This is a genomic window from Shewanella sp. 10N.286.48.B5 (assembly GCF_002874355.2).
Classification (GTDB): Bacteria; Pseudomonadota; Gammaproteobacteria; order Enterobacterales; family Shewanellaceae; genus Shewanella.
In genome coordinates this window covers 437,339-454,855 of record NZ_MCVG02000002.1, presented here as the reverse complement: position 1 = coordinate 454,855, position 17,517 = coordinate 437,339, and the positions used below count along the sequence as shown (strand labels likewise).

At 42.8% G+C, this 17,517-nt stretch carries 9 protein-coding genes; 4 read left to right on the top strand and 5 right to left on the bottom strand.

The features are described from left to right. Positions 1-99 precede the first annotated feature (99 nt). Positions 100-5,076 (bottom strand): S8 family serine peptidase, encoded by a 4,977-nt coding sequence (locus tag BCU57_RS16870; protein ID WP_102440226.1) that lies wholly within the window; start codon positions 5,074-5,076, stop codon positions 100-102. A 536-nt stretch (positions 5,077-5,612) separates the two neighbouring features. Here BCU57_RS16870 and BCU57_RS16865 point away from each other — a divergent pair. From BCU57_RS16865 to BCU57_RS16850, 4 genes are all read left to right on the top strand, one after another. Further along, complete coding sequence (locus tag BCU57_RS16865) at positions 5,613-6,566, top strand: LysR family transcriptional regulator (protein ID WP_102437025.1); 954 nt, start codon at positions 5,613-5,615, stop codon at positions 6,564-6,566. A 164-nt stretch (positions 6,567-6,730) separates the two neighbouring features. After that, positions 6,731-7,933, top strand: a complete 1,203-nt coding sequence (locus BCU57_RS16860; protein ID WP_102437023.1) for an ABC transporter substrate-binding protein — start codon at positions 6,731-6,733, stop codon at positions 7,931-7,933. A gap of 21 nt (positions 7,934-7,954) precedes the next feature. Beyond that, positions 7,955-10,354 (top strand): ATP-binding protein, encoded by a 2,400-nt coding sequence (locus BCU57_RS16855; protein ID WP_102437021.1) that lies wholly within the window; start codon positions 7,955-7,957, stop codon positions 10,352-10,354. 198 nt (positions 10,355-10,552) lie between these two features. After that, positions 10,553-13,603, top strand: a complete 3,051-nt coding sequence (locus BCU57_RS16850; RefSeq protein WP_102437019.1) for a UvrD-helicase domain-containing protein — start codon at positions 10,553-10,555, stop codon at positions 13,601-13,603. 49 nt (positions 13,604-13,652) lie between these two features. On the opposite strand, the gene ftsZ is transcribed toward BCU57_RS16850, so the two are convergent. From ftsZ to dusB, 4 genes are all read right to left on the bottom strand, one after another. Beyond that, a complete protein-coding gene (ftsZ, locus tag BCU57_RS16845; RefSeq protein WP_102437017.1) occupies positions 13,653-14,810 on the bottom strand; it encodes a cell division protein FtsZ in 1,158 nt (385 codons plus the stop codon). 53 nt (positions 14,811-14,863) lie between these two features. Next, a complete protein-coding gene (locus BCU57_RS16840) occupies positions 14,864-15,871 on the bottom strand; it encodes a helix-turn-helix transcriptional regulator (protein ID WP_102437015.1) in 1,008 nt (335 codons plus the stop codon). Between the two features lie 267 nt (positions 15,872-16,138). Then, positions 16,139-16,444, bottom strand: coding sequence for a DNA-binding transcriptional regulator Fis (gene fis, locus BCU57_RS16835; RefSeq protein ID WP_011494902.1), 306 nt, complete (start codon positions 16,442-16,444; stop codon positions 16,139-16,141). A gap of 18 nt (positions 16,445-16,462) precedes the next feature. Continuing rightward, positions 16,463-17,431 carry a tRNA dihydrouridine synthase DusB gene (gene dusB, locus BCU57_RS16830; RefSeq protein WP_102437013.1) on the bottom strand — a complete coding sequence of 323 codons (969 nt, stop codon included), beginning with the start codon at positions 17,429-17,431 and terminating at the stop codon, positions 16,463-16,465. Positions 17,432-17,517 lie beyond the last annotated feature (86 nt).

Sequence of the window (17,517 nt, the reverse complement as noted above, 5' to 3'; positions counted from 1 at the left end):
GGTTTAATAAAATCAAACTAAAAAGAAGGCCCTCATCAGAGGGCCTTTCTCATAGGTATTGTTTGCTTAACATGCCTATATAATCGTGAAGCTTAATATTTAGTGAAGCTTACGGCGACGACCAGCGAATAAACCTAGTACACCTAATGCTAAGAAGCCTAAGCTACCACCGCTTGATTTTTTCTCTTCAACAACAGGAACTTCAGGTGCTGGCGCTACAGGCTCTACGCCATCAGAGTTAACCGTTAGCTTAAAGCTGGTGGTTGCTTGATCAGACGGGTAAGCCATATCATGCACAGTTACAGATACCATGGTTTCACCAAACCAGTCAGCATCAGGGGTAATCGTGATGCTATCACCTTCAACTTTAGCAGTGATGTTATCACCTGCCACCATAATGCCATTGACTGTGCCTTTAAGGTCAGCATAGACAACATTCATTGTAAGAGAGCTATTCTCTTCAATTACTTGGTCTGTAAAACCTGCAACTTGAATATTACTTGCTGATGAAACCGTATGGGATACCGTCACTAACTCTGAATCAGCGTATTGACTGCTAACCTTTACTGCATTATCCATTCCAACAGCTGCAGCTGATACACGGGCAGAGAAGCTAACCGTTAATGCTGAGCTTTCAGGGCCTTGATAATCAGCACAAACTAGCATGCCTTCAGCCACTTTTTCATCAACGTTATTGTAGGCAAAACCGTCATTGTACCAACCACCGACAGGCTGGTAGGTGCCACGCTCACCGTAATAACCATGTAGACCAATTGAACCAAAATGATCGTTAGCCGTTTGCAGCGCTTGATAACCAAACATGATTTCATGGGCACCAGGGGCAAAATCTAACTTAGTTGAGATAATGGTTTCAACATCAAAGTAAGCTGATGCATCTGGGTTACGGTTACCGGTAAAGCGGTTATCAATTTCTGCACCACCTTTCCACTGGAACACATAATAATCATCAACCACAGCACCATATACTAGGTTAGTGACTGCGCCGATATCTTCACGGAATGCCACTTCTGGCATCATCACATCACCACGCCACAATGGGGCAACCATAGTGTCAGGGAAGCTTTGGAACACATCATTAAACTCATAATGGTAATTATAGAAATCTGGCATTTCGTCAAATTTCACATAACCAAATGGTGAGATTTCAAGTAAGTCATGCAGCATGTCTTGCTCTGCACCGTATAAAGGTACGTGAGGTAAATCATTCGCTGACATTGGAATACTCAAATATTGGTTAGAGTAGCCAGTAATGCCTAAATCAGAGAAACCAAACTCACTTGGTACATCCACAAAGGTGTCACTAGCGCCCTGCATTTGCGCAGGAATACGACACGTCGCATCCTCTAGACTCGTGGTAAACACATAGTGACGTGGGGTATCTAATGACGAAGGTTGCACAGTATTAAAGGCAATGGTATTACCATCAATTGTCATGTCTTCAGTGTATTGTGGTAAGCCAGAAACCTGAACGCTGTCTTCAATTAACTGGAAGCCTGAAGCGAGTTCAGTACTTAAGGTTAACTGACGCTCACCACCTAACAAGTTAGGCGCTAGGCTGACTTCAAACTCAACAATATCACCGGCCTTGGCACTAGTATGGCTTGCTTCAATTTCGGTGTCGCTACCGTCATGAATAAGCTGTACTGGGATATAACCTAAGTTATCATCGTTATAGCTGTCGCTACCAATTCCCACAAAACCATAATAAACATCGCCCTCTACAGCATCAGCTAAATCATAGTTTAACTGTACGCGGTAAGGGTCCATGCCATTTGATGAATCTGGGCCAACGGCAGTCAGATTAGCGTCATCTTGATCACCGATGATAGCTAAAGCGAAGGTCATATTATCAGCAAGGTTAGCTGCATCTTCATAATCATACTTATAGTTAGAGCCATAAGCCCAGTAAGTTCCTGGAGTTGGATTATTGATCGCGCAGTAATCGTTGTTATCAATACGAGAGTAACAAATGGCTTCTTCATTCCACTGGATCTCACCGTCGTTATTGACATCCATACCAATATCGATTGATGCATAAGCATTATAGTCAGCTTTAACCACTTCCCACACGATACGCTTAGTGCCTTCTGGTACGTCAAAGAAGTTAACCACTTGACCATCATCAATACGTGATTGCGCGGTATTGTCTAAGTCGCGCACATCACTGCGCTGCATTTGCACATCAAAAAGTTCCGCTTTAACTAAGCCATTAACGCGGCTATTAAAGGTTTGAATTTCTTCAGTGGTGATTTCAGGGGTTAAAATATGCCCTTGTTGGCGGTGGATATTACCGACCACATTTTCAGGCATACTGGTACCACTGTAGCGAATGCTAACCGGTAAATGTTGCATTGGCATATCCGTGCTTGCAGGGGTAATAGTCACATCACCTAGTAAGCGTAGAGATGATGAATCTGCACCCGGTGCTTGAACTTCTAACACTGTTGCTGTGAGCATGATGGCTTGAGTTTCGCCTTTGCTAAGGCTAAATGTCTTAGGCGACACTTCAAGCGACAGCATATCTGCGCCATCCATTGCCAGCGACTCAGCATCCACAGTCCAACTGCCATCAGCTGTCGCGGTAAATGTCCGCATCATGGTACAAGTGCCACTGCAGCTTTCATTGTAAAAATATGGCACGTTTAGGGTGTTAACTGTGCCGCCATTTTTAGGGTTAGCCGCGCGGTAGTTATCACCGGTTTCATCCATGATTAAACCCGCTTTAAATGCGTGAGCAACGTTAATCACGCCACTACCTGCATCACTAAAGCCTGCTGGCTCTAAATCAACAAAGGGGTAAGTTTCAACCGTGCGAGTCACTTCAGCTAAATTCGCAGTCATCATTAATGCTGACTGAATTTGTGCTGGTGTCCAACTTGGTTGTGCTTGCTTTAATAATGCCATTGCACCTGCAACATGGGGCGCTGCCATTGAAGTACCACTAATGGTGTTGTAGTCACCAGGTACACCTACACCAGAAAACGGCATTTCATCAGCCCATGCCGCATAAATATCAACACCAGGAGCGGCAAGGTTTGGTGACATGACTTCAGGGTTATCAAAGTTATGTCCACGAGATGAGAAGTCAGCTAACGCATTAGGCACACGTTCAGTCGTCACCACATTTGAAGCCGTGATGGTTAACTGATGATCACTGCCTTTAGATAACCAGCTTGATAAACCAAACCAGTTAGTTGAAGCATCACCATAATAACCACTATAAGGCAAGTGAATACCGGGGATCACATAAGGGTCGTTATTAACCGACTCTGTAGAGCTGGCATTACGTAAAATAAAACCACCTGCACCGCCTTCGGCTACGTTAATGGCTTTTTGTACACGAGCGATATCACCACGCTTACAAACTACAATTGGCGCAGTGTCATATGGAATGCCTTCAGGAGAGTTATCAAAAAAGCCTGCTGGGAAGGCTTCATTACATTTTTCATATTCCCAGCCGTAGGCTTTTGCTTCAACCACAGGGCCTGTATAACCTTCGGTAATCCCGCCGCCAACAAGTTCTGGTAGCTCTTGCTCGCCGCCAGTTGCGCCAGTAAGCATTTTACCTTCAACACTAAACTCACGTGTATGAGTGGTTGCTGCAACAGAGGTCACCCAAGGGGATAAGTGATCAATTGCGCCGCGGCGTACATTTGCTTCAGAAGGGTCAAAAGAGTTACCCGCTGAGGCTGATACCGAAATACCGGCTTCTCGTGCTGCTAAAAAGGCCATCTCCATTGGGTCTTCCCATGGGAATGCGCCATAAGCAGTACCAATTGAGTAGTTAATCACATCTACGCCATCGGCGACTGCATCTTCAATACCCGCAAGTAATGCAGAACCAGGGCAGCCGGTATAATTATTAAAGCTGCCGTCACCTGGGTGACACACTTGGTACATAATGACGTTAGCGTGCGGCGCGACACCTGAAATACGCGGTAACATTAAGTCCGTTGGTTTGCCGTCACTGGTTACGCCAACATCAGGCACCATATAGGTACTATCTAATATGATATTACCGGCAGCGGTAGAGGCGGTGTGTGAACCATGGCCGTTGTAATCTTCGCCATTTGCAGGTCTTAATGGACCTTCGATTTCCCACCAGCCTTTATCAGGTTGAAAACTTTCATCGCTATAAGTGTCGGTAATCACAGGGTAAGAGCGCACACCAATAAGCTTGTCATTACACATGCTGGCAAACTCTTCTAGCTCACAATCACCAATGTAGCCAGCATAACGTGACGGTAATTGATGTACATAGCCATCATCACCTTGTGCTGCAAACGATTCATGGTCGGTGTTAATCCCGGTATCGAGCACACCTACAACAATACCTTTACCGGTGAACGCTTCACCAGTAACTTCACCGGTCCAAAACTTGTCAGCGCCGATATGCTGTGGACCCACATCAGTTTGTAATTGGTAGATGATTTCACGGGTCACACTGACAACACCAGATAAGCCGGCAACGCTTGCTGCTTGATCTTGAGTCATACGCATCGACATACCGTTAAAGGCAAGCTGATAGTTAGCGATAGTTTTAGTGTTACCTACCAAGCTGGTAATTTGCGAGCTTACGCTAGCTTGTTTTTCACTAAGGTAACTACGATATGATTGTACATCGGTACTATTGATATCAACTTTATCATGCAGCTGTGGGCTTAATGCCGCCGGGATTTTACTGGTTCGAGGAGTCGTAGCATTTAATCCAGCAACACCGCCTTGATATAATGAAACTGGCTTGTCAGATAACTGAATAATATAAGTTTGCTCACCTTCAACATCATCTTCATAAACAAAGGGAACTTTTTGATCAACACTTGAAATAGCACGATGAACATTACGTCCATTACTATTTCGAGTTTGTGTCACTACCTCTCCAGATAAACGATCTTTATTTTTATTGTCGTTATATTGCTTAATTGCATCGGTAATAACTATAGGCTTAATATTGGCCGAGTATGCACCATCAGCATTAGCGCTATCAGCACTCGCTCCGGCAGCTCCCGCATAAATGGCCGCTAGGGTCATTATATGAACTTTGTTCAGTTTCATTGTCGTTTCTTCCGTTATTATTTGTGAATGCAAATTTTTAACAAATTTGTCACATGAATATTTAACGTGTATTTGCGTTAGCGGCCAATGCATTTTATGAATCAACTGATAGTTTTTGTGAAAAACAATAAAGGCTAGCGATCAAATCATAAAATAAATAAGCTTAAAAACCAACGGTTTGACTTTTTTTAGATAAAAATATCAGCTATATAAGAGATTAAATGGAGTGAATTGAGTTTACTTGGCGCCTATGGTGATACAAAGTGAAACAGTCACTACAGGGTGATTGTTGTGATTATTAGGCTAATTGAACTATCGCCATTAGCTTTACTAATAAAATAATAACAATGGTACATTTTTACTGCTAAATAGCGTTAAGTATCTTTATAGCTAGAGATAATAATTTATTTAATAGTTGGCTTAATAGTTAGTGTTTTATGTTATTTGATAAAGATTAGTTGGTGAACATTATTTTATAAATTTTAGCACGGAAATATTAATTTAAATAATTCAGTTTAAATATAAGTAGGATTGATATGGAATTACGTCACATTAAATACTTTGTTGTATTGGCTGAATTAAAACACTTTCATAAAGCTGCCGCAGAGTTAAATATTACTCAGCCGTCACTATCCAAAAGCTTGCAAAAACTCGAATTATTAGTTGGTGGTAAGCTATTTCAGCGCGACTCTAAAAATATGACGCTAACCCCTTTGGGGGAAATGGTATTAGCTCATTGCCAAAACATTGTAAAGCAGCACGATAAACTAAAACGCGATATCGCCAGCTTTCATGGTGAAAATGAGCATGAAATTAGCATTGGCGCCAGCCCTATTCCATCAAACTGTTTAGTGGGCCCTATATTGGGGCAGTTTATTCAGGCTTGTCCCAAAATGACCATTGATTTTAAAGTGGATCATTGGCAATCATTAACAGAGCTGTTACTTCAAGGAAAGTTGGATTTGTTTGTTGCGGAAGCCAAAGTGACTGAGCTTGAAGATAACCCATTACTTCACTTACAAGCGCTGCCACCATTTCCGGTGATATTTTGTTGTCGTCCTGATCACCCGCTTACTAAGCTGCCGAGATTATATTTAGCGACATTTAGAGATTATCCTTTGGCGATCCCATTGAAATTGCCCATTACCATCGCCAATCAATTTGAAGACTTATTTCAATTACAAAGAGATGATTTTGCCGGTTTAATTCGTTTTGATCAGCTTCACTCAATTAAAGACGCTATTTTTCATTCAGATTTAGTAGTGCTAACTCCAGAAATAGCAGTACGTGATGAATTATTAGCGGGCACCTTGGTGCAGCTTAGCCCGCAATTGATGCCGAAACTGAATGCTAAGTTCAGTATTGTTAGCCTAGCAGAAAACCAACAAAGCCAATCGATTAAGGTGTTTAGCGAGTTTATTGTGCAGCGAGCTAACTCAGTTAAGGACTCAGTTAATGAGCTTGAAAACTTAGATATACAAATTGCGTAAGGCTGAAAAGTAGGGCAAACCTAACGAGTATCAAACTAACTTAGCTTGGCATGACTGCGTTACTGGCACAAATAGCATCACAATTTATATGGTTATTTTCAGAGGGTAGGCTATAACTAAGATGCTTGACTAAAATTGCCGCATGCCAACCAAGGATTGTCAGTATGCTTAAAATTGTATTTTTGCTTCTATTATTTAGTTATTCCCTCGAGATACTCGCCTCTCCTAAGTTTTTTAAAGTTTACTTTGATGCCGATAGAACGGGTCATATTGAATCGTCATTAGCAATTGAACAGGGTTTTAAAGTCGCATTTGAACAGGCAGATAATAAACTTGGTGGCCTTGGTGTGGAATTTGTCACCTTAGATCATCGAGGTAATGTCGGCAGAAGCAAAAAGAATATGGACCGTTTTTTGAAAGATCCTAATGGGATAGTGTTTATAGGCGGTCTGCATTCCCCGCCATTAATAAAATATCGAGATTTTATTAATGAGTCACAATTGCTCACCCTTGTCCCTTGGGCTGCTGGTGGACCAATTACTCGATACCCCTCAAAAGATAATTTTGTTTTTCGGCTTTCGGTAGATGATCAAAAAGTTGGCAAGCACTTAGTTGATTTTGCGATGCAAAAACAATGTAAAAAACCACACATGATGCTCGAAAATACCGCTTGGGGTAAATCTAATTATCGCAGTATGACTTCTGCCCTTGAGGCTTATGGCATGACTGAAGTGGGGGAAACTTGGTTTGCTTGGGGGATAAACCCAGCGCAAGCAAGATTATTATTAGCAACCGCCCAAAAAGAACAAGTTGACTGCTTATTTATGGTCGCAGGGGCCACAGAAGGGGCGTTAATCGTAGCCGCTGTGGCTGAGCTGGGTTTGGATATTTCAATATACAGTCACTGGGGGATTACCGGTGGGGATTTTGCCACTGTGGTGCCATTTGAGATCCGCAATAAAGCAAATTTACACTTCATACAATCATGCTTTAATTTTTATAGCTCAGAGGTAACTGATTTTAATCAGCAGGTTTTTAATGATGCTAAAGCTATGTTTCCAGAGCAGTTTGTTGATAAAAACATCAAATCGCCGGCAGGCTTTGTTCATGGTTATGATCTCGGTAAAATTTTTATCGCAGCCGCCAATAATGTCAGTTTTACTGACAATATAGTCACTAATCGCATCGCAATGAAGCTGGCACTGGAGTCGATGACAGCGCCGGTTGACGGATTAATAAAACAATATCAGGCACCATTTAGTGTATTTAGCCATAGCGCCCCAGATGCCCATGAGGCGCTAGATGAAAACGATTTATGTATGGCGATATACGATGATATTAATGCGGTTAAATTGATTGAGCAGTAAGCCTAAGGCGTCGAATTTATTATGTGGTTTGATAAAAAAAATGGAATGCATTTATTTTCGCTGTTTATTTTGTTGGGGGCCATTACCTTTATGGCGTCCAGTTATATTTTTGTGTCCAATCAGGCCGCTGAAACTGCAAAACTCATCAATGAAGAGAATTTAAAAGGTAAATTTTCTGCAATTGAACAATACGTTGCCGAGTTCATCGGCGCCCATGAAAGGGATGTTAATAAAATATCCACTTACCCTGATGTTATCAGCGCGACGCTAGAAGGTGTTGATGATAAACATACCTTACATGACCAACTATCACTGATAAAACCACATGATGTAGATACTTTTGTGAACCTGTATGACTTTGCTGGCGAGGGCATTTATCTTGAATTTGAGCTTGGGGAGCAACTAAGACATTACCTGGTTGAGGGGATTAATGATGAGTCAATTCTTAATGATAACAACTATATCTTTTTTAACGAGCGTGGCCAAGATTACTTATTAATCACTGAGCCGATACGATATCACGCATTAGCTGAGGGCTTGACTGCTTATATTATCCAGTTAAATGACTCGCAATTAATAGGTCGATTAATTGCAGATAAAAATCATTGGTTTGGGATCAGACAAGACAGGTTTAACTGGGCTATGTCTCCCCAGGGTGGCTGGCAGACTCAAGCGAAAATGATCCCCCAATTTGATATTTATCTTCTGTATGCATCATCGCCACAATTTGTTGAAAAAATAGAGTCAGACTTCTTACGAAGCTTATTTCTTAGAATGCTGCTTGCTACCAGTATGACCATTTTACTCTTGTATTTTTTGGGTAGAAAAATCTTAGTATCCCCCTTTCAGTCATTAGCTCGCTCACAGCAATTACTTGAGCAACAGGCGGAAAATTTAAAAAATAAAGAGGCTGAATCAACTCGACTTGCGCGGGTTGTCAAATATATGCGAGATGCGGTGGTATTTACCGATCCTGATATCAAAATAATTTGGGTCAATGGTGCATTTGAGAAGATGACAGGCTATAAAAAACATGAAGTGTTGGGCATGAAACCCGCAGATTTACTGCAAGGGCCAAAGACTAGCAAAGTAACGGCTCGTAAAATTGGTGAGCTAATAAAAAATAGAGGCTTTGGTACTTTTGAGATAATTAACTACACCAAGAGTAACGAAGCCTATTGGTTAGAGGTGCAAATTGGGCCGCTGTATGATGATTCAGGTGAGCTAGAAGGTTTTATGGCGGTTGAGCGTGATATTACTGAGCGCAAAGAATTGGAAGACTCGTTAAAACTCACTGCCAAAAAAGCCGATGCCGCAAATATCTCAAAATCGCAGTTTTTAGCATCAATGAGTCATGAGCTTCGCACTCCAATGAATGGCGTGTTAGGTATGACAGAACTGATTAAAGACACTTCTCTTAATGTTGAACAAGAAGAGATGGTCAATACCTTATTGAGATCAGGAAAGCACATGCTATCTGTGCTCAATGATATTTTGGATTTTTCAAAAATTGAAGCGGGGAAATTAACCTTAAATTTAACCCGTTTTACCATCAACGAACTCAAGTCGGAAGTTGAACCGATTTATAAAGCCTTGTGCGATGAAAAAGGCTTGGCATTTAGCTTTGAGTCGGCAGGCGAGCAAGATAAAGTTTGTGTCGCTGATAAGATCCGAATTCAACAAATACTACAAAACTTGCTCAATAATGCGTGGAAGTTTACCCCTCAAGGCCATATTGCCGCGTCAATTAACGTCATCAATAATGAGGCTGAGCCGTTATTAGAAATTATTGTGTCTGATAGCGGTATTGGTATTAATAAAGATAAACAAGATTATGTTTTTCAGGCATTCTCTCAAGCTGAAGCGGATACCACCCGTCGGTTTGGCGGCACTGGGCTGGGGCTGGCGATTATCTCTGAGCTGGTGAATGTTATGGGAGGTAGCATAGAACTCAATAGTGAGCTGGGGGTAGGTAGCCAGTTTAGAGTGAGTATACCGATTAAATTAGATGCCAAACCGCAACAGGTCACAGGTCATCATAGCTCTATGTTTGATGGCTCAGGTTTAAAAGTGCTTATTGTTGAAGATAATAAAATCAATGTAAAAGTGATGAAGATGTTCCTCAACAAACGCGGCTTTGATTGTGAGGTCGCTGAAAACGGTCAAATTGGTGTCGATAAAGTGCAAGCAACACACTTTGACTTGGTGATCATGGATAATCATATGCCGGTGATGGACGGCATTGCCGCGACCAAGGCAATTAAAGCGTTAAACTTGGCTAATGAGCCGTTAATTATTGGCTGTACCGCAGATGCTTTTGAGCAAACCCGTATCGATATGATCAGCATGGGGTGTACTGAGGTTGTCACTAAGCCTATTCATAGCTCTAAATTAGACGAGATCTTAATCGCTATCTTTTGAGCTTACTCATAGCGATAGCCCGCAAGCCTGCTTACATAAAACGCCTGTCTATCTCATTAACCCCAGTTGCGGTTAACTCAATTGCCCATCGCTAAATCATTAGCAGATAAAGATCATGCTTAGGTGCTTAAGATTAAGCTATAGTGACGCCTAAATATCAATAGTTTGCTGTTCAGCCATTAAGTCGTAGGTTGTAAATTGTTACCAGAAAAATTTAAAAAATCAGAAAAAACGATCAAGCATAGTTGGTTTGGGCGCCTGTATTTAGGCGCTGCAGATGCCATTAAATTATCGGCTAATGGCATTGAGTTTCGTGCTCAGCAAGGTCGTTTATTTAGGCATTGGTTTACAGTAAAACCTGTACCTCAGCTGCAACAATTTACTTGGCAGCAACTGGTTGCGCCAGCCGAGTTTACCCCAAGCTTTTTAGGCAGTTTGCTTCGATTTCAAGCCCAAGGCCAGTTTTATCAGGTGCCATTTCTGGGATATTTTTCTAACCCCAAATTTAAACAAGACATTGAACAATATTGGGCGCAAGCTCATGAGCAGCAGCTGTGTGAGTTAGTTGCCCGCATTGAGCATACCTTAGCGAATAAGTATTTACGTCAGTCGTTACTTGGGCAAATGCAGCCTCGCATTAAACGTGAATATCGCCGCTGGTTTCCATGGTGTAAATCGGCGGGGTTATCGGTAACGCTTAACGCTGCGTTAGTGAAATTATCTGGCTTTTATCATTGGAATAACGCCAAGATAGCGCAAATTCGTTCGGCTTATGTTGACAGGCAATTAGTCAAATATGCAGACTTTTTTGATAATGTTGAATCAAAGCCATTAACCGATAAACAGCGCCGCGCTTGCGTTATAGATGATGATAACAATTTATTACTGGCAGGGGCTGGCACCGGTAAAACCAGTGTAATGGTGGGGCGTGCAGGCTATTTAGTTGCCAGCGGTCAAGCGCAAGCAGCGGATATTTTATTGTTAGCTTACGGCCGCAAAGCCGCTGATGAAATGGATGACCGCATCAAACAAAAACTGGCCACAGATGCAATAAAAGCCAGCACCTTTCACAGCCTTGGTTTAAGGATTATTGCAGCAGTGGAAGGCAAGCAGCCCAGTTTGTCACCATTGGCAGAAGATGACCAAGCTAAAGAGAAATGGTTACAACTCCAGCTTGATTACTTGCTTAAAGATGAGGTTTTCCGCAAACGGCTGTGTGAGTTTTTTAGCCAATATTATTATGTGGAAAAAAGCCCATTTGATTTTGAATCCGAAGGCGAGTACTTCCAATACTTAACTGACAATGATATTCGCACGCTTAAAGGCGAGCGGGTTAAGAGTTTCGGCGAACTGTATATTGCTAACTGGCTATTTAAAAACGGCATTGAATATCGCTATGAAGCCAAGTATGAGCATGATGTTAGTAGTGTTGATTTTCGCCAGTACCAGCCTGATTTTTACCTGCCAGAATATGATGTTTATATTGAATATTACGGCATTGATGAGGCTAATAATACCGCCAGTTATATCGATAATCAGGCTTATCTTGAGTCGATACAGTGGAAACGCGAGTTACATCAACAGCATGATACTGCCTGTATTGAGCTATTTTACTATCAGCATAAAAAGGGCCAGTTAACGGCAGAATTGCAACAGGCATTAACGGCATTTGAACTGCAATATGCGCCGCTGCCCGATGACGCGATACTGGCAACCCTTAATGAGCTTGGGCGGGTGACTGAATTAGCCAAATTATTTAGTCAGCTTATTGGTTTATACAAAGCGGCTTGCCTTGATAATAAAGGCCTAGACAAGCTATTTAATCAAGCTACTGATCCCAAGCAAAGCCGTAAGGCATTTGAATTGCTCCAGCCCATATTAACCGCTTACCAACAGCAGTTAGCTGCAAATGGCGATATCGATTTTGAAGACATGATTGCCAAGGCGCTTAACTATATACAAACAGGGCAATTCATTAGCCCGTGGCGTTATATTATGGTGGATGAATTTCAAGATATCTCCGAGCCTAGAGCGCGTTTAGTTAAAGCATTAACACAGGCTTACTCAGCACAGAGTAAAACCACAGCCTCATTATTTTGTGTTGGCGATGACTGGCAGGCTATTTATCGTTTTAGTGGCGCAGATGTCAGCCTAACGACCCATTTTAGTGACTATTTTGGCGCAGCTGCGACAAGCTATCTTGACCAAACATTTAGATTTAATAGCAGCATTGGCGATGTTGCTACCCAGTTTGTCACTCAAAATCCGGCGCAGCTTAAAAAACAGATTCGCTCCAACGTGACAGTGACCCAAGCGGCGGTATCAGTGATTAAGCGCGGCGAAAATGAAGCCGCCACAGCTGACAACCCAAGCCCTAATGCGGTAGCACAAGCATTGTCGGCGATTAGTGCTAGGGTCAATAAGCTTAAAGCTGGTACAAAACAACCGACAGTGTACTTACTGGCTCGGTTTTGGTTTCAGCTGCCAGATAGTAACGCCCTAAGACTACTGAATCAGCAATACTCCAATATAACCATTGAGTGTCAGTCCTTTCATGGCGCTAAAGGTAAAGAGGCTGACTATGTGGTGATCATCGGGATGAAAACCGGCCTGCATGGCTTTCCATCAAATAAAATCATCCCGCCTTTGTTAGATGCCTTTTTAGCAAAAGAAGAAGACTTTAAGTACGCTGAAGAGCGACGGTTATTTTATGTGGCGTTAACCCGTGCTAAGCATCGCGCCTATGTGCTGGCCGATATGACCGACGTCAGCCCGTTTGTCACAGAGCTTATTCAAGATGGTTATGCCATTGAGCAAGCAGAATTTACGACCTCTATAATGCAAAGGCTGTTTGAAGATATTAACTGTGTTCGCTGCACCACAGGAGTATTAAAGCAAAGAACCGGTAACTTTAAATCATTCTATTCCTGTTGCCACTTTCCTTTGTGCGACCACAAAGAAGCAGGCTGCGAGCTTTGTGCAAGCCCCATGACCCGTAAACGCTTTGCAGGCTTTAAAGTCTGTCTTAATGATCAATGCGCCCATACCACACCGTTATGCAGCGTTTGCGGCGCTGATATGGTGCTAAGAAAAAGCGCTCGGGGGGAATTCTGGGGCTGTAAAAATTATCGTGGTAGTCATCGTCAAAGTAGCAAGGCTAACAGCAGGCAAAGTTGCACCCATGCAGTTGATAAAGCCAAGCTAGTACTGCCGAAGTCGATCGACTTGAAAGGAGTGAGCCTTCTCTGATGCTATCAAAGATATAGCAGCAGCTAGCGGCTCACCCTAGGGGCCGATATTATTGCCCTGCTGTTTTTTGATTTAAGTTACGGGTATAAGTCGGGACATCGAGCTCAGCTAAGCAATGATTATCATCGTTACTGCCTACAGACTTTTCTTTTAGAAAATCGTGAAGATTAAGCAGCTCTACTGATGCAAAGCGGTCTGTTGAAGGCGGTACTTTAACATCATCCATAATGATTACTGATTGGTCGGTTGCGGCTTGAATACCGGTGGCAATCACCATCAATTCCAGCTCGCAATCCAGCTCAGGCACTATGGTTAATCCAATTATCACCAATGCACTAGGGTCGAGTTGCTGCTGCAGGGTTTCGCCAATCATATTATATTGGCTGAGCTCAATATTTTCAGATGCCATCACACTGACAATCGCTCCTTTGGCATGAGTCAGCTCAACGTCTTCCAGTAATGGATTTTTAAGGGCGCTATTAATCGTCACTTGGATATCTGCACCTGGCATTTGCTTCGCCACTCCCATAGCGGCTCGTCCATGGTGATTTACCACCGCAATGAAATCATTGAGATCGATATTAATCAAACCTGATTGGCTAATGGTGGTGGTTAACCCCAGCAATACATCTTGCAAAATACGGTTACTTTCAAAAAAGGCGTTAACTAGGCTGACTTTCTTATCCAGAGTTTTAGCCAGTTTGTCATTAGGTAACACGATTACAGCATTGGCGTGCTGCATTAATTTATCGACGCCTTTATTGGCCAGAAGATTCCTTTGCTGGCCTTCAAAACTAAAAGGGGTGGTAACCACGGCAATTAATGGTTTATTTAGCGCTGCGGCGACTGAAGCCATGAACGGGATGGCGCCAGTGCCAGTGCCGCCGCCCATACCGCCAGTAATAAAAATGATGTCGGCGAGTTCAATAAGCTCTTTTATTTGTGCTTCAGACTCCTGCGCAGCAGCTTGACCTTTTTCGGGCTTAGCGCCCGCACCTAATCCTTTAGTGGCTTCAATGCCAATTTGTAATCGAGTGCTAGATTGAGAGGCCTGCAGTGATTGTGCATCAGTATTGACGGCAATCAGCAGGACGTTGTCATTGAATGGCGATTGGCTAAGTTGATTTATGGTATTGCAGCCGCAGCCTCCCACACCGAAAACGGCAATGCGAGGTGATGGGCTGTTTTGCGTCAGTAAGTCAAACATCGATTCATCTCCTTGAAGTTACGCTAAACAGCGTAACTTAAGGGTGCGACAGCCTAAGACGCAGCAATTTGATAGCGCGCATTGACCTTGCTAATTAATCGAGTGAAATGGGCTCTTAATTTGGCTGGTGCCAGCACTTCGACATTGTCAGCCATGCTCCACAACAATGTTCTTAATCCTGAGGTGTCTTCAACGGTTGCTTCAACCAGATAGCGTTTATCTTCTAACTGCTTAACAGTTTGATTGTCACTGAGCTTGGCATTGCGCATGATAAAGTTTGCTGATGCAGAAAAAAGCAATTCAATATCAATCAACTCCGCTTGGTTTTCCATTTTTCTACGGGCAATATTAGCTTCACTTCGAGTAATGGAAGGGGTGTCCAGCACTCGCACATTACGTAGTAAGTCGATGGATTTGGCAAAAAGTTTTGGCTCAACCGTGCCAATGGTAAAGGTCAGTAGTGCGACACCATCTGATATTTGTATACCTTCAGGATTAATGGGCGTGTAATCAAGCCAATAGCTTTTCCCTTGGATCACTCGCTTTATTTGGCAGGCAATCTGGCGCTTGTTAAGCAGTGCCGATTGCACAGCTTCAAATATTTGTGGATCTTGCTGCTCAATTATAAAAGGAAAAGGTTTAGGTAACTGCGCCACGCGGCAGGCCCAGTAAAGCCAAGGGTTATCAGGATCATTTCCTAATATTTGATCTGCACGGTCAAAATAAGGGGTCAACTGCTTAAGGCTTTGGGGAGGCAGCAGTTGGCTAGCACTGTGCTTTAGGGTGTAAAATGCCAATGCCATGTGATTATCCATCAAGGTCAAGTTAAGACCACGCCAACAGGCGGCAATCGACCAGCCAAAAGGCTTGCTTCTGTCATCGAGCACTATGCCAAACAGCCCCATGTCGTACATGGCTTTTAATTCCCGCTGCACGGTTCTTAATCCAATATCAAAATCACGACTTTGCAGTCTTGCAGTGATGTCATTAGCGGTAATGCGCCTTGGATGAGCAGGTATTTGTTCCAGCATGGCAATTTGGCGTTGGATATTGATTTGCATCGATGTTCTCCCGATTATCTATGCCATGAGCATAATACTACCCTGCGACAGAATCTGACGCACTAAGCATTTTTTGTATCATTATCTGATATTTAACCATGAGTAAAAGTTAAAGTTTTAGCTTGGGAATTACGTTGAAGGAAAGCGGAATCGAATACAGGAAGGGGCAACAAAACAACGGGGGGACATATGGGGGGACATATCAACAAAAACGGGCTTTCCATTGCTGGAAAGCCCGTTTCAATACAACAGCTTAAGAATTGCTTCTTAGTTCATGCCGTATTTTTTTAATTTTTTGCGTAAAGTGCCACGGTTAATACCTAGCATGTTCGCTGCACGTGTTTGGTTGCCACGTGTGTGTTGCATGATGATGTCTAGTAAAGGTGCTTCAACTTCACTTAATACCATTTCATATACTTCAGACGCTTCTTGACCGTCTAACTGAGAGAAGAAGTTTGTTACTGCGCGCTTAACTGCGTCACGTAATAATTGTGGCTTGATTGTACCGTTAGCGGTTTCAATCTTACCTACGGTTAGCTGGTGAACTTCTGTGTTAGTTGTCTGATCAAACATTCTATTCTGCTCTTTATATTAAAAATTAACTAATTCATCAAAGTAACATTCCACAAGGGAATATTGCTGTTCAGCGGTTTCAAGCCTATTGAAGTCAGCACGAAATTGACGCTGCTCTTCTTGGTTTAGGTACCATCCCATGTGCTTTCTAGCAAATCGGACACCTTTGTACTCGCCGTACAATTCGTACAAAGCGTTAAGGTGTTCGAGCATGATTTCTCGTTGCTCGCTTGCCTCAACTGGCGGTAATTTGTTACCTGTTTCCAAGTAGTGGTGAATTTCTCTAAAAATCCACGGTCTGCCTTGGGCTCCTCGTCCTACCATTACAGCATCGGCGCCAGTGTAGTCTAAGACGAACTTAGCTTTTTCTGGACTGTCGATATCTCCATTGGCAACAACAGGGATTGAGACATTTTGTTTTATTGCTTTAATCGTGTCGTATTCGGCAAAGCCTTTATACATACACTGCCTAGTGCGGCCGTGAACGGCTAAGGAGGCAATGCCACAATCTTCGGCAATATGAGCAATTTCAACACCATTACGGTGTTCAGGTTGCCAGCCTGTGCGAATCTTTAGCGTTACCGGTACATCAACTGCACTAACAACAGCCTGTAAAATCGCTTTTACTAGCTGAGGATCTTGCATTAATGCTGATCCAGCAAGCTTCTTATTCACTTTTTTGGCAGGGCAGCCCATATTGATGTCAATGATGTGAGCGCCTTGTTCAACGTTGAACTGGGCGGCCGCAGCCATTAAATCAGGATCTGCACCTGCAATTTGTACTGAACGAATACCTTCTTCACCAGAATGCATCATGCGCTGGCGGCTTTTATCGGTATCCCAAACTTCGGGATTAGATGAAAGCATCTCTGAAACCGCTAGGCCTGCGCCATAACGTAAACAAAGATTTCGAAAAGCGCGATCGGTGACACCTGCCATTGGTGCCACGATCAGCTGATTTTTCAGTTGATAGGGGCCAATTTGCATTGAGTTATTCACCATGCTCGTCAAAGGGGCGCTATATTAGCCCTTTTTTACCGTCCTGAAAAGGTCAATAAATGAACTAAAGATAA

Coding starts and splice junctions, on each gene's coding strand:
- BCU57_RS16870 (WP_102440226.1), bottom strand. CDS start 5,076: ATGAAACTGAACAAAGTTCATATAATGACCCTAGCGGCCATTTATGCG.
- BCU57_RS16865 (WP_102437025.1), top strand. CDS start 5,613: ATGGAATTACGTCACATTAAATACTTTGTTGTATTGGCTGAATTAAAA.
- BCU57_RS16860 (WP_102437023.1), top strand. CDS start 6,731: ATGCTTAAAATTGTATTTTTGCTTCTATTATTTAGTTATTCCCTCGAG.
- BCU57_RS16855 (WP_102437021.1), top strand. CDS start 7,955: ATGTGGTTTGATAAAAAAAATGGAATGCATTTATTTTCGCTGTTTATT.
- ftsZ (WP_102437017.1), bottom strand. CDS start 14,810: ATGTTTGACTTACTGACGCAAAACAGCCCATCACCTCGCATTGCCGTT.
- BCU57_RS16840 (WP_102437015.1), bottom strand. CDS start 15,871: ATGCAAATCAATATCCAACGCCAAATTGCCATGCTGGAACAAATACCT.
- fis (WP_011494902.1), bottom strand. CDS start 16,444: ATGTTTGATCAGACAACTAACACAGAAGTTCACCAGCTAACCGTAGGT.
- dusB (WP_102437013.1), bottom strand. CDS start 17,431: ATGCAAATTGGCCCCTATCAACTGAAAAATCAGCTGATCGTGGCACCA.